The organism is Amycolatopsis thailandensis (genome assembly GCF_042723255.1).
Taxonomy (GTDB): domain Bacteria; phylum Actinomycetota; class Actinomycetes; order Mycobacteriales; family Pseudonocardiaceae; genus Amycolatopsis; species Amycolatopsis thailandensis.
Genome location: NZ_JBHXJK010000037.1, coordinates 30,995 through 44,485, shown reverse-complemented (window position 1 = coordinate 44,485; position 13,491 = coordinate 30,995). Strand labels below are relative to the sequence as shown.

The following is a 13,491-nucleotide window of genomic DNA, read 5'->3' as shown; positions in this document are numbered from 1 at the left end:
ATCCCATCCTGTCCATGACAGATACAAAGGGAGCCGGAGATGGCGATACGAGGTGTGCACAAGATCGTCGTCGGGGTGCGGGACCAGGAACGGGCGAAGAAGTTCTGGTCAGAGGTCGTCGGGTTCGAGATCACCACCGACGTGCCCTACGACGACAAAGGGAACCGATGGGTCGAGGTCGCTTCCCCCGATCGTGTGACGGCAATCGTCTTGAGTACCGCACCCGAGGACCTCAAACGCTTCGAAGTACGTGATGAACTCCCGACGGCCAACTTCTTCTTCTACGCCGACGACATCGAAAAGACGTACGAGGAGCTTTCGTCGAAGGGCGTCGAGTTCCCGGCGCGGCCGGAGAAGCAGCCATGGGGCTGGTGGGCGATGTTCACCGATTCGGAGGGCAACAGGTTCGCCCTTTCGGAACGGAATCCCACGTCCTGAGAGCGGTTGGGTGCTCCGTTCGGCGGAGCTAGCTTCGGTGACAACAGCCGAAACCCCTTGAACCGCTAGGAGAATCGCGATGAGCGCGGACGGATGGTCGTTCGAGACCAAGCAGATCCACGCGGGTGCGGCGCCCGACACCGCCACCGGCGCGCGGGCGACCCCGATCTACCAGACCACCTCGTACGTGTTCCGCGACAGCCAGCACGGCGCCGACCTCTTCAGCCTCGCCGAGCCGGGCAACATCTACACGCGGATCAACAACCCCACGCAGGACGTGCTGGAGCAGCGGCTCGCCGCGCTCGAAGGCGGGGTCGCGGCGCTGGCGTTCGCCTCCGGGTCCGCGGCGACGACGGCGGCCATCCTCAACATCGCGAACGCGGGTGACCACTTCGTCTCCAGCCCGTCGCTCTACGGCGGCACCTACAACCTTTTCCACTACACGCTGCCGAAACTCGGCATCGAGGTCTCGTTCGTCGACGACCAGGACGACATCGAGCAGTGGAAGGCCGCGGTCCGGCCCAACACCAAGCTGTTCTTCGCCGAGACGCTGGCCAACCCGGGCAGCAACGTCCTCGACATCCGCAAGGTCGCCGACGCCGCGCACGAGGCCGGTGTCCCGCTGATCGTGGACAACACCGTGCCGACCCCGTACCTCGTCCGCCCGATCGAGCACGGCGCCGACGTCGTGGTCCATTCGGCGACCAAGTACCTCGGCGGGCACGGCACCACGGTCGCCGGGGTGCTGGTCGACGGCGGCACGTTCGACTTCGGCAAGGACCCCGCGCGGTTCCCGGGCTTCAACGAGGCCGACCCGAGCTATCACGGTCTCAAGTACTGGGAGGCCCTCGGGCCGGGCGCGTACGCGGCCAAGGCCCGCGTCCAGATCCTGCGCGACACCGGCGCCGCGATCGCGCCACTGAACAGTTTCCTGATCCTGCAAGGGATCGAGACGCTGTCGCTGCGCCTGGAGCGGCACGTGTCCAACGCGCAGGCACTGGCCGAATGGCTGGAGCAGCGTGACGAGGTCGAGAAGGTGTACTACGCCGGGCTGCCGTCGAGCCCGTACCACGAGGCCGCGAAGAAGTACCTGCCGAAGGGCGCCGGCGCGGTGCTGTCGTTCGACCTGCGGGGCGGTGTCGAAGCCGGACGGGCCTTTGTGGACGGTACGGAACTGCACAGCCAGCTGGTCAACATCGGCGACGTGCGCAGCCTGATCGTGCACCCCGCCTCCACGACGCACAGCCAGCTGACCCCGGAGGAGCAGGCCTCCAGCGGCGTCACGCCGGGTCTCGTGCGGCTCGCCGTCGGGCTGGAAGGGATCGAGGACCTCAAGGCCGACCTCGAGGCCGGATTCCGGGCGGCCAAGGCGGCTTTGTGACCCAGGCTCCCGATCTCCCTCCCGCCACCGGTGCGTGGCGGGAGGGAGATCCGCCCGGCAGGCGCCGGTTCGTCACCGGCGTCCAGCCGCTCGAAACCGGGCGCGAGATCCCGTTCACGCTCGCCTACGAGACCTGGGGGACGCTGAATCCCGGCGCCTCCAACGCGATTCTGGTCGAGCACGCCCTCACCGGGGACAGCCATGCCGTCGGGCAGGCGGAGGAGGGACACGTCAGCCCCGGCTGGTGGGACGGTCTGATCGGGCCGGGCAAGGCGATCGACACGGACGCCTTCTTCGTCGTGGTCCCGAATGTGCTCGGTGGCTGCCAGGGTTCGACCGGGCCGTCTTCTCCGCATCCGGACGGAAGTCCTTGGGGCAGCAGGTTTCCCGCCGTGACCGTGCGGGACCAGGTGGCCACCGAGGCCGTCCTCGCGGACGCGCTGGGCATCGGCCGGTGGGCCGCGGTGCTCGGCGGTTCCATGGGCGGGATGCGCGCGCTGGAATGGGCGGTGAGCGAGCCCGACCGGGTCGGCGCACTGCTCGTGCTGGCGTCGACGGCGCAGGCGTCGGCCGACCAGATCGCCTGGGCCGCGCCGCAACTGCACGCCATCCGCTCCGATCCCGGCTGGCACGGCGGCGACTACCACGACGTCCCCGGCGGTGGTCCGCACGCCGGTCTCGGCGTCGCCCGCCGGATCGCGCACGCGACCTATCGCAGCGAAGCCGAGCTGGCACAACGCTTCGGCCGCCGCTACCAGGACGGCGAAGACCCGTTGCACGGTGGCCGGTTCGCCGTCGAGTCCTATTTGGACCATCACGCCGGGAAGCTGTCCCGCCGATTCGACGCCGGCAGCTACGTGGTGCTCACCGAATCGATGAACACCCACGATGTCGGCCGCGGCCGGGGCGGCGTCGCGAACGCGCTCGGCCGGATCACCGCGCGCACGGTCGCCGCCGGGGTGGACAGTGACCGGCTTTACCCGCTGTACCAGTCGCAGGCGATCGCGGACGGGGTCGCGGGGGCCGAGTTCGCCGTCATCGGCTCGCCGTACGGGCACGACTCGTTCCTGATCGAGACCGAGCAGATCGGGCGGCTGGTGAAGCTCCTGCTGGGTTAGCCCGGTCAGCCGCACGGTGCGACATGCCGTTGTGAAAGCCACTTTCGCAACCTTCAACGTTGCGAAAGTGGCTTTCACAACGCGTTCTCGCCGGATCGCCTGCCCAGTCGCCGCCGCTCAGCGTTCCCAATGTGGCATCAGGGACATTGGGCGTCCCTGATGCCACATTGGGAACCCGACCGGCTCCCGATTCGCTGACCTGGCATGTCGCGGCGGCCGCAGAGTGAGAGTGGCTAGGTGCTGTCTTGTAAGTCCCGTTCGATGGGCTTCGTGATCCAGGTGGTCTCTGGCGGTGCGGGCCGATTCGGTCTCGTACCGGGTTGTACTCGGCTGGATCGCCCCGTGCCGTCAGAGGCCGCCTGGGCGCGAAGACCGCGGACGGACTTACAGAACAGCGCCTAATCCGCCACGGCGTCCGAGATCCAGGGCGCCACGGGCAGGTCCCGGTCCAGGCATTCCGCCGACAGCCGGATCGTCCAGCGCAGCGCCTGCAGCACCAGGCTGTCGACCTCGTCCGGCGCGGCGTTGGCGAGCGCGATCTCGACCTGTTCCTGCGCGGCCTCGCTGTTGCCGTGCACCTCGGCCAGCAGCGTGCGCACGGCCGTCCGCACCGGCGGATCCGCCTGGTCGATCGAGACCTCTTCACCGTCCTCGTCGAACACCTGCACCTTGACCGGCGCACTGCCGCCGTCGCCGAGGGTCGACACCATGGCGCTGCATTCGCCGAAGAGCATCATCACGAGCTCTTTGGTCTCTTCGGAGCGGGCCCGGGGCTCGACAGCGGTCGGCGTGAGCTCGTCGAGCGCCTCGGCGTCCTCCCCGAGGCTGATCGCCACGAGCGCACGCTGCGCCTTTTCGACGAGCCTCCGCTCGTACTCGCTCCTGTCCGGCTCCACGTGCCTATCAAACACCAGAGGACCGAAAAGTGGGGATAGGCCGAAACCCGGACGTGGTCACTTCGCGGCGTGCAGTGCACCCAGCGCGAGGCGACAGAGCATTTCGGCCAGTTCGCTGTCACCGAGATGGCGGTTGTACGGAGTCGAGTTGATCAACCCGAAGACCGCGTGCGCCGCCGAGCGCGCCTGCCGCTCGCCGATCCCGGGGACGGCGTCGCTGATCGCGCGCACCCAGACCTCGACGTACTGACGCTGCATGGCGCGGACCTGTTTGCGGTCACTGTCGGTGAGGTTGGCGAGGTTGCGCTCTTGGACGGTGATCAACGCGGGATGCGCGAGCGCGAAGTCCACGTGAAAATTCACCAGTGCTTCGAGAACCTCGCCCGGCTCGTCCCGCTGACTCGCCCTGGCCGTCCCGCCGTCGAGGAGGTAGCGGCTGATCGAGTTCAGCATCTCGCCGAGAATGGCGTCCTTACTGCGGAAATGCCGGTACAGCGCCGGGCCGGAGATGCCGACGGCCGCGCCGATGTCGTCGATGCCGACGCCGTGGAAACCGTGGTGGGCGAAGAGCTCCGCGGCGGCGGCCATGATCTGTTCGCGCCTGTTCGCCTTCTCGCCGTTCACGAGTGGGGTGGGGTTCGCCGGCATCTGGCCATATTAAGGCCGCGTGTTAGCGAGCGCTAACACGTGGCCGTACTTCCAGCCTGAGCCAAGCGGGTTACCTGGGAAAATGACCCTTTTGCGTTGGGCTACCACCTGGTAATGCTGTGACTCGTTAACTTGTCACAAAGGAGTGACCATGTCCGTCCCTGCTCGGATCAAAGCACTTTCCTTCACTCGTTTAGGTGCGGCGCTGGGGGTCGCCGTCCTCGCCACCCTCGGTCTCGCGGGCACCGCCCAGGCGGCGACCAACTACGTGGCGCTCGGTGACTCGTACTCGTCCGGCGTCGGTGCCGGCAGCTACGGGAACTCGGGCGACTGCATGCGCAGTGCCAACTCCTATCCCCAGCTGTGGGCCAACGCCCATTCCGGGACCACCTTCAAGTTCGTCGCGTGCTCGGGGGCGCGCACCGGCGACGTCCTCAACCAGATCGCGAACGTCACCTCCAGCGCCACGCTGGTGACGGTCTCGGTCGGCGGCAACGACGCCGGGTTCGCCGACGTCATGACCACCTGCACCACCGGCAGCGACCAGACCTGCGTCAACCGGGTCAACACCGCGAAGACCTACGTGAACAACACGCTTCCCGGGCTGCTGAACAACGTCTACGCCAAGATCAAGGCGAAGGCGCCCGGCGCGAAGCTGGTCGTCCTCGGGTACCCGCGCTTCTACACGGTGCCGGGTTCGTGCTCGGTCGGGCTGAGCGACACCAAGCGCTCGGCGATCAACTCGGGTTCCGACGCGCTGGCGTCGGTGCTCTCGGCCCGCGCGTCCGCGAACGGCGCGAAGTTCGTCGACGTGCGGAGTGCCTTCACCGGGCACAACATCTGCTCGTCGGCCGACGACTACCTGCACAGTCTCACCTGGCCGATCGTGAACTCGTACCACCCGACGGCCGCCGGCCAGCGCGGTGGCTACTACAACCCGCTGGTCTCCGCGATCGGCTGAGTCCCGCTCCCAAGTACATGAAGGCCCCCTTCCTTGCGCCTAGGTGCAGGAAGGGGGCCTTCATGTACTTCCGGGGCGCGGTGGACAAGCGAGGTTAGTGGGCGTTAACCTGACGGCACGAGTTAACGACGGCTAACTTGGCGACGAGGAGCCATGGACACACCCGTACTGAGTACTTCCGCCGACCCCGGCAGCGACGAGTACACCCGCAGCGTCACCTCCCACGCGGAGTTGGTCGAGGACCTGCGCAAGCGCCTCGCCGCCGCCCGGCTCGGGGGCCCGGAGAAGTCCCGGACCCGGCACGTCGAGCGGGGAAAGCTCCTGCCGCGCGACCGGGTCGACACCCTCCTCGACCCGGGTTCGCCCTTTTTGGAGCTGTCCCCGCTGGCCGCCACCGGACTGTACGACGACGAAGCGCCGTCGGCCGGGATCATCACCGGAATCGGGCGGGTCTCGGGCCGCGAATGCGTGATCGTCGCCAACGACGCGACGGTCAAGGGCGGCACGTACTACCCGATGACGGTCAAGAAGCACCTGCGCGCGCAAGAGGTCGCGCTGCACAACAACCTGCCGTGCGTCTACCTGGTGGACTCCGGCGGCGCGTTCCTGCCGAGGCAGGACGAGGTCTTCCCGGATCGTGAACACTTCGGCCGGATCTTCTACAACCAGGCCACGATGTCCGCGCGCGGCATCCCGCAGATCGCCGCGGTGCTCGGCTCCTGCACGGCGGGCGGCGCGTACGTCCCCGCGATGAGCGACGAAGCGGTCATCGTGCGCAATCAGGGCACGATCTTCCTCGGCGGCCCACCGCTGGTGAAGGCCGCGACGGGCGAGGTCGTCACGGCCGAGGAGCTGGGCGGCGGCGACGTCCACTCGCGCCAGTCCGGCGTCACCGACCATCTGGCCGAAGACGACGCGGACGCGCTGCGCATCGTTCGCTCGATCGTGTCTACTTTGGGTCCGCGCACGCCGCGCCCGTGGGACGTCCTCCCGACGGAAGCACCCGTCGCCGATCCGAACGAGCTGTACGGCGTCGTCCCGACCGATCCGCGCGTGCCCTACGACGTCCGCGAGGTCATCGCGCGGATCGTCGACGGCAGCCGGTTCGGCGAGTTCAAAAAGGAGTACGGCTCGACGCTGGTCACCGGGTTCGCCCGGATCCACGGCCACCCCGTCGGCATCGTCGCGAACAACGGCGTCCTCTTCGCCGAGTCCGCGATGAAGGGCGCGCACTTCATCGAGCTGTGCGACAAACGCTCGATCCCGCTGCTGTTCCTGCAGAACATCACCGGATTCATGGTCGGCCGCGCCTATGAGGCGGGCGGTATCGCCAAGCACGGCGCGAAGATGGTCACCGCGGTGGCCTGCGCCCGCGTGCCGAAGCTGACCGTCGTCATCGGCGGCTCGTTCGGCGCGGGCAACTATTCGATGTGCGGCCGCGCGTACTCGCCGCGCTTCCTGTGGATGTGGCCGAACGCGCGGATTTCGGTGATGGGCGGCGAGCAGGCGGCTTCGGTGCTCTCCACCGTCCGGCGCGACGCCATCGAGGCTCGCGGCGGCGAATGGTCCGCGGAGGACGAAGAGGCCTTCAAGGACCCGATCCGCGATCAGTACGAGGCGCAGGGCAGTCCGTACTACTCGACGGCGCGGCTCTGGGACGACGGCGTGATCGACCCGGCGGACACCCGCACGGTGCTCGGCCTCGCGCTGTCCGCGGCGGCCAACGCGCCACTTTCCGATGTCAACTACGGCGTTTTCCGGATGTGAGCATGTTCGACACGGTTCTGGTCGCCAACCGCGGTGAGATCGCCGTCCGCGTGATCCGTTCGCTGCGAGGGCTCGGCATCCGCTCGGTCGCGGTGTACAGCGACGCGGACGCCGACGCGCGGCACGTCCGCGAGGCGCATACGGCTGTCCGCATCGGCCCCGCCGAGGCGGCGAAAAGCTATCTGTCCATCCCGGCGATCGTCCAGGCGGCGCTCGACACGGGCGCGCAAGCGGTCCACCCCGGCTACGGCTTCCTCGCGGAGAACGCGGAATTCGCCCGAGCCTGCGCCGAGGCCGGACTGGTCTTCATCGGCCCGCCGGTCGAGGCGATCGACGCCATGGGCGACAAGATCCGCGCCAAGGCGACGGTGTCCGAGGCGGGCGTCCCGGTGGTGCCCGGTGCGTCCGATGTGGACATTCCCGAAGGCGGGTTCGCCGACGCGGCGGAGAAGGTCGGGTTCCCGCTGCTGCTCAAGCCGTCCGCCGGCGGTGGAGGCAAGGGCATGCGGCTGGTCACCGAAGTGTCCGAATTGGACGCCGCCGTCGAGTCCGCCCGGCGTGAGGCCAAGGGTTCCTTCGGTGACGACACGCTGCTCATGGAGCGCTTCGTCACGACGCCGCGCCACGTCGAGATCCAGGTGCTCGCCGACACCCACGGCAACGTGATCCACCTGGGTGAACGCGAATGCAGCCTGCAACGCCGCCACCAGAAGATCATCGAAGAGGCGCCTTCGGTTCTGCTGGACGAGGTCACGCGCGCCAGGATGGGCGCGTCCGCCGTCGAGGCCGCGCGCTCGGTGGGCTATGTCGGCGCGGGAACGGTCGAGTTCATCGTGTCGGCCAAGGCGCCGGACGAGTTCTTCTTCATGGAGATGAACACCCGCTTGCAGGTCGAGCATCCGGTGACCGAACTGGTGACCGGTCTCGACCTCGTCGAGTGGCAGGTCAAGATCGCCGCGGGCGACGTGCTCACCGTGTCCCAGGACGACGTCCGGCTGGACGGCCACGCCGTCGAGGCCCGCGTCTACGCCGAGGATCCCGCTCGCGGGTTCATTCCGACGGGCGGGACCGTGCTCGCGGTCCACGAGCCGTCCGGTGAGGGCGTGCGCGTCGACTCGTGGATGAGCGAGGGCGCGGTCGTCGGCTCGAACTACGACCCGATGCTGGCCAAGGTCATCGCCTGGGGGCCGGATCGCGCGGCCGCGCTGCACCGGCTGGATCTGGCCCTCGCCGACACCGCGTTGCTCGGTCTGGGCACGAATGTCGCCTTCCTGCGCGGGCTTCTCGCCGACGACGACGTCCGCGAAGGCAAACTCGACACCGAACTCGTCGACCGCCGACTGTCCACTTTGGTCTCCGAAGAGGTGCCGCCGGAGTTCTTCGTGGCGGCCGCGCTCGACAGGCTGCTTTCCCTGCAGCCGCAGGGGTCCGTCATCGATCCGTGGGACGTTCCCGACGGCTGGCGGCTCGGCGCGTCCGGCGGCATCGACTTCGCTTTGAAGTCCGGGGGTTCCGAAGCCGTGGTGCGAGTGCAGGGCACCCCGGCGAACGCTCTCGTCAGTGTCGACGGTGCCGAAGCGGTGCGGGTTTCCGCGCGGCGCGAGGGCGATCTGCTGGAAGTCCGGCATCCCACCGGGTTCCACCGCTACCGGCACGCGGCCGGGAGCGGGAAGACCGTGTGGCTCGCGCGTGACGGTCACAGCTTCGCGATCGGCGAGCGCGAAAGGCTGCGTTCGGCCGCCGGTGCCGCGGGCGGTGCCGGACCGGTGAGCAGTCCGATGCCCGGGACCGTGCTCGTGGTCAAGGTCGCGGCCGGCGACGTCGTGACCGCCGGGACGCCGCTCGTGGTCGTCGAGGCGATGAAGATGGAGCACACGATCACCGCGCCGATCGACGGCGTGGTCAGTGAACTCCCCGTCCGGGCGGGCCAACAGGTCGCGCTGGACGAAACGGTAGCCGTGGTGACACCCCAAAAGGATGGCCAATGATCGACTTCAGGCTGGATGACGAGTACGACGCGCTGCGCAAGACGGTCGAGGAATTCGCGCGCTCCGAAGTCGCCCCGGTCATCGGCGACCTGTACGAACGGGAGGAGTTCCCGTACGAGATCGTCGCGAAGATGGCCGACATGGGCCTGTTCGGCCTGCCGTTCCCCGAGGAGTACGGCGGCATGGGCGGCGACTACTTCGCGCTGTGCCTGACGCTGGAGGAACTCGCGCGCGTCGACTCCTCGGTCGCGATCACCGTCGAGGCCGGGGTTTCCCTGGGCGCCATGCCGATCTACCGGTTCGGCACCGAGGAACAGAAGGAGAAGTGGCTTCCCGAGTTGTGCGCCGGCACCGCGCTCGGCGCCTTCGGCCTCACCGAACCCGGCGGCGGCTCGGACGCCGGCGCCACCCGCACGCGCGCGAAACTGGACGGCGACACCTGGGTGATCAACGGCAGCAAGTCGTTCATCACCAACTCCGGCACCGATATCACGAAACTGGTCACGGTCACCGCCGTCACCGACGTGAAGGAGAACGGGCGCAAGGAGATCTCGGCGATCATCGTCCCGTCCGGCACCCCGGGCTTCGCCGTCGCGCCGAAGTACTCCAAGGTCGGCTGGAACTGCTCGGACACGCACGAACTCTCGTTCGACGACGTCCGCGTCCCGGCCGAGAACCTGGTCGGCGAACGCGGCCGCGGCTACGCCCAGTTCCTGTCCATTTTGGACGAGGGCCGCGTCGCGATCGCAGCGCTGAGTGTCGGGCTCGCGCAGGGCTGTGTCGACGAATGCCTGAAGTACGTCAAGGAACGCGAGGCTTTCGGGCACAAGATCGGTGAGTACCAGGCGATCCAGTTCAAGATCGCCGACATGGAGGTGCGCACGCACACCGCGCGGCTGGCGTACTACGCGGCGGCGTCGAAGATGCTGCGCGGCGAGCCGTTCAAGAAGGAGGCGTCGATCGCGAAGCTCGTCGCGTCGAACGCCGCCATGGACAACTCGCGCGACGCGACGCAGATCTTCGGCGGGTACGGCTTCATGAACGAGTTCCCGGTGAGCCGTTTCTACCGGGACGCGAAGATCCTGGAGATCGGCGAAGGGACTTCGGAGGTGCAGCGGATGCTGATCTCGCGGCACCTCGGCGTCGCCTGACACCCGCGGACGTGACAAGGGCGCCGGTGCCGCGTCGATCCAGGTGGTCGTGAGTGGTAAGTGTCGTTAGAACGTCACTTACCACTCACGACCACCTCAGCCGAACAGTTAGGCGAGGTCGGCCGGGGCGCGTCCGCCCTCCCTCGTCTGCCTGAAGTCCGTGAAGGGCTCCTTGCCTACCCTCAAGGTAGGCAAGGAGGCCTTCACGGACTCGGCGATCGCCACCTCCTCCCCAGAAGCACCTGCAGTCACAGCGGGCGCGCGTAAAGGACTCCTTCACGCGGCTCAGCCGAGGAGACTCGACCTTCACAGCACCCCTTTACATGAAGGCCCCCTTCCTTGCGCCTAGGTACAGGAAGGGGGCCTTCATGTACCGGAGCCGTGCGGTCCTCGTGGGCGTGGGCCGAGGGGTCGCGACAGAAGGCCCGCGCATCCTCGCGATGTTGTAGAACGGAAGCATGAGCGATTTCATCATCCGCAAGGGTGGTTCTGGGGACTTCCAAACGCTGCTGGACATGTTCGACGAGGTCGTCGCGTGGCTGGCCGGGCGGGGGAGCGCGGGTCAGTGGGGCACCGAGCCGTGGTCCACGATCCCGAAGCGGGTCGAGCGGGTCCGCGGGATGGTCGACGGGCCGGGGCTGTACATCGCCGAGATCGGCGGCGAGGCGGCCGGGGCGATCATCCTCGGTGACCGGTTTCCGCACGTCTCGCCGGTCGACGAGCCCGAGATCTACCTCGGTCTGCTGCTGACCTCGCGCCGGTTCACCGGGCACCGGGTCGGCTCGCGGCTCATCGAGTTCGCGCTGGCCGAGGCGCGGGAACGCGGTATCGGGCTGGTGCGGGTCGACTGCTGGGCAGGCGGCGACGGCGACCTGCAGCGTTACTACGAAAGCCAGGGCTTCAAGCCGACGGAGCGCTTCGACGTCAAGGGCTGGATCGGGCAGGTGTTCGAGCAGCGGCCGCTGATTTAGGCTCGGGAGCGCGGCTCCTCCGTTGAGGGTGGTGGCGGGGCATGGATGGGTGGCGTCCGGGCGGCTTCGGGTGCACCATAGTTGACACATCGCCAACAGTGCCCCGGACAGCGAACCCGCAGAGGAGCCCCCATGGCCAAGCGTGAACGTTCCCTGGCAGGCAAGGTCGTCGTGATCACCGGGGCGGCGCAGGGCATCGGCGCCAGTACCGCGACGGCGCTGTCCCGGCTCGGCGCGAAGGTGGTCATCGGCGATCTCGACCAGGTGCTCGCGGAGAAGACCGCGGCCGGACTGGGCGCGGAGGCGCTGCCGCTCGACGTCACCGACACGAAGGGGTTCACCGAGTTCCTCGACGAGGTCGAGCGGCGCGTCGGCCCGATCGACGTGCTGATCAACAACGCGGGCATCATGCCGCTCGCGCCGCTCGACGAAGAGGAGGACGCGGCGACCCGCAGGCTCCTCGAGATCAACCTGCACGCGGTCATCCACGGCACCAGGGAAGCCGTGAAGCGGATGCGCCCGCGTGGCACCGGCCACATCGTCAACATCGCCTCGATGGCGGGAAAGGCCGGATTCCCCGGCGCCGCCACCTACTGCGCCACGAAACACGCCGTCGTCGGTTTGTCGGAATCGGTGCATCTGGAATTGCACGGAACCGGCGTGCTGGTGTCCTGCGTGATGCCCGCGGTGGTGCGCACGGAACTGGCCAGCGGGCTCGGCGAGGCGAAATTCTTCAAGTCGGTGCAGCCCGAAGATGTGGCGCAGGCCATCGTCGATGCGTTACGCCGTCCCAAGTTCGACGTCTTCGTTCCCGCGTCGCTGGACGCCATGGGCAGGATCACACGGCTGCTTCCGCGCCGCCTCGGCGAAGGGCTGCTCCGTGCCCTCGGCGGCGACAAGATTCTGTCCTCCGCAACGCATTCCAGTGCTCGCGCGGAGTACGAATCGCGGGCCGCGCGCAGTGCCCCGGCCGCGGAAAAGGACGCCGGTTCTTAACTCGTACGGCCTAGCCACTGTCCGAAATGGACGGCCTGTGACGGTGGCGGTGTTGAGTCGTGCGCCCCCAACCGGCAAGATTACGTCTTACCGCGTTGAATCCCCAGGAGGCACACCATGGCCACACCCCCGGCACGGCTCGCCGCCGCCGCGTCGAACGTCGTCGGGAAGGTGCTGCACGGTGGTGTCGCCGACCTCCGCCCGGTTCCGCGCGTCCTGATCGACCAGGGTCCCAACCGGTCGGTCTACCGGCTCCGCACCAACGGGAAACCGGTGGACGGGCCGCCGGTGCTGCTGGTGCCGCCGCTGGCCGCGCCCGCGCTGTGCTTCGACCTGCGCCGCGGGTGCAGCCTCGCCGAGCACCTGGTCGACGGCGGCCGCAACACCTACCTGGTCGACTACGGGAACGTCGCCTTCTCCGACCGGCGCCTCGGCATCGAGCACTGGATCGAAGAGGTCCTCCCGCGCGCGATCCGCAAGGTCAGCGAGGACTCCGGCGGCCAGGGCGTGCACGTCGTCGCCTGGTGCCTCGGCGGGATCTTCTCCCTGCTGACCACCGCCGACCAGCCCGATCTGCCGATCGAGTCGATCGCGACCATCGCGTCGCCCTTCGACTTCACCGCGATCCCGCTGATCGCCCCGTTCCGTCCGCTGGTGGACCTCACCGGCGGCCACCTGCTGACCCCGATCTACCGCGTGCTCGGCGGCGCACCGTCCTATTTGGTCAGCCGTGTCTTCCGCGCGACCGGGATCAGCAAGGAGATCACCAAACCGCTGGCGATCCTGAAGAACCTCGACGACCGGGACTACCTGGCGCAGATCGAGGCCGTCGACCACTTCATGGACAACATGATCGCCTACCCCGGCCGGACGTTCGGCCAGATCTACCACCGGTTCTTCCGCGCCAACGACCTCGCCGAGGGCACGGTCGACCTCAACGGCCGCATCATCGCGCTGTCCGGCGTCAAGGTGCCCACCCTGGTCATCGCCGGGCAGAACGACACGATCGCCCCGCGCGCGGCCGTCGAACGGCTCACCGAACTGCTGGACAACTCGCCGTCGGTGACCTTCGAGACCGCGCCCGGCGGGCACCTCGGCGTCCTCACCGGCCGGAAGGCGCGCGACACCACGTGGCGCTACCTCGACCGGTTCCTCGACGAGCAGGCCGCCTGAGCC

The 13,491-nt window shown here is 68.2% G+C and carries 12 protein-coding genes; 10 read left to right on the top strand and 2 right to left on the bottom strand.

The window, feature by feature from the left end; all coding sequences use genetic code 11:
* Positions 1 to 39 precede the first annotated feature (39 nt).
* The 3 genes from ACFWMR_RS17205 to metX all read left to right on the top strand — a co-directional run bounded on the left by ACFWMR_RS17205 (position 40) and on the right by metX (position 2,937).
* Positions 40 to 438: a VOC family protein gene (locus tag ACFWMR_RS17205; protein ID WP_378379034.1), complete on the top strand. Its 399-nt coding sequence runs from the start codon at positions 40 to 42 to the stop codon at positions 436 to 438.
* Positions 439 to 517: 79 nt separating this feature from the next.
* The gene (locus tag ACFWMR_RS17200; protein WP_378379033.1) at positions 518 to 1,819 is read left to right on the top strand and encodes a bifunctional o-acetylhomoserine/o-acetylserine sulfhydrylase; all 1,302 of its coding nucleotides are present in this window, start codon (positions 518 to 520) and stop codon (positions 1,817 to 1,819) included.
* The gene (metX, locus tag ACFWMR_RS17195) at positions 1,816 to 2,937 is read left to right on the top strand and encodes a homoserine O-acetyltransferase MetX (RefSeq protein WP_378379032.1); all 1,122 of its coding nucleotides are present in this window, start codon (positions 1,816 to 1,818) and stop codon (positions 2,935 to 2,937) included. Before ACFWMR_RS17200 ends, metX begins: the two co-directional genes overlap by 4 nt.
* 398 nt (positions 2,938 to 3,335) lie before the next feature.
* Here the strand turns inward: metX and ACFWMR_RS17190 are convergent, their stop codons facing one another.
* Together ACFWMR_RS17190 and ACFWMR_RS17185 are read right to left on the bottom strand one after the other, a co-directional pair.
* Positions 3,336 to 3,833 (bottom strand): hypothetical protein, encoded by a 498-nt coding sequence (locus ACFWMR_RS17190; protein ID WP_005150645.1) that lies wholly within the window; start codon positions 3,831 to 3,833, stop codon positions 3,336 to 3,338.
* A 57-nt stretch (positions 3,834 to 3,890) separates the two neighbouring features.
* A complete protein-coding gene (locus tag ACFWMR_RS17185; protein ID WP_167406015.1) occupies positions 3,891 to 4,481 on the bottom strand; it encodes an SACE_7040 family transcriptional regulator in 591 nt (196 codons plus the stop codon).
* A 151-nt stretch (positions 4,482 to 4,632) separates the two neighbouring features.
* Here ACFWMR_RS17185 and ACFWMR_RS17180 point away from each other — a divergent pair, with 151 nt between their 5' ends.
* The 7 genes from ACFWMR_RS17180 (at position 4,633) to ACFWMR_RS17150 (ending at position 13,488) form a co-directional block, all read left to right on the top strand.
* A complete protein-coding gene (locus ACFWMR_RS17180) occupies positions 4,633 to 5,442 on the top strand; it encodes an SGNH/GDSL hydrolase family protein (protein WP_378379031.1) in 810 nt (269 codons plus the stop codon).
* 153 nt (positions 5,443 to 5,595) lie between these two features.
* Positions 5,596 to 7,209, top strand: coding sequence for a carboxyl transferase domain-containing protein (locus ACFWMR_RS17175; RefSeq protein WP_093932849.1), 1,614 nt, complete (start codon positions 5,596 to 5,598; stop codon positions 7,207 to 7,209).
* A gap of 2 nt (positions 7,210 to 7,211) precedes the next feature.
* Positions 7,212 to 9,197, top strand: coding sequence for an ATP-binding protein (locus tag ACFWMR_RS17170; RefSeq protein WP_378379030.1), 1,986 nt, complete (start codon positions 7,212 to 7,214; stop codon positions 9,195 to 9,197).
* Entirely contained in the window at positions 9,194 to 10,348 is a 1,155-nt protein-coding gene (locus ACFWMR_RS17165) for an acyl-CoA dehydrogenase family protein (RefSeq protein ID WP_093932851.1), read from the top strand. Before ACFWMR_RS17170 ends, ACFWMR_RS17165 begins: the two co-directional genes overlap by 4 nt.
* Before the next feature lie 458 nt (positions 10,349 to 10,806).
* The gene (locus tag ACFWMR_RS17160; protein ID WP_093932745.1) at positions 10,807 to 11,319 is read left to right on the top strand and encodes a GNAT family N-acetyltransferase; all 513 of its coding nucleotides are present in this window, start codon (positions 10,807 to 10,809) and stop codon (positions 11,317 to 11,319) included.
* Between the two features lie 132 nt (positions 11,320 to 11,451).
* The gene (locus tag ACFWMR_RS17155; protein ID WP_378279942.1) at positions 11,452 to 12,315 is read left to right on the top strand and encodes an SDR family oxidoreductase; all 864 of its coding nucleotides are present in this window, start codon (positions 11,452 to 11,454) and stop codon (positions 12,313 to 12,315) included.
* 117 nt (positions 12,316 to 12,432) lie between these two features.
* Positions 12,433 to 13,488 carry an alpha/beta fold hydrolase gene (locus ACFWMR_RS17150; protein WP_093932747.1) on the top strand — a complete coding sequence of 352 codons (1,056 nt, stop codon included), beginning with the start codon at positions 12,433 to 12,435 and terminating at the stop codon, positions 13,486 to 13,488.
* Positions 13,489 to 13,491: the final 3 nt, after the last annotated feature.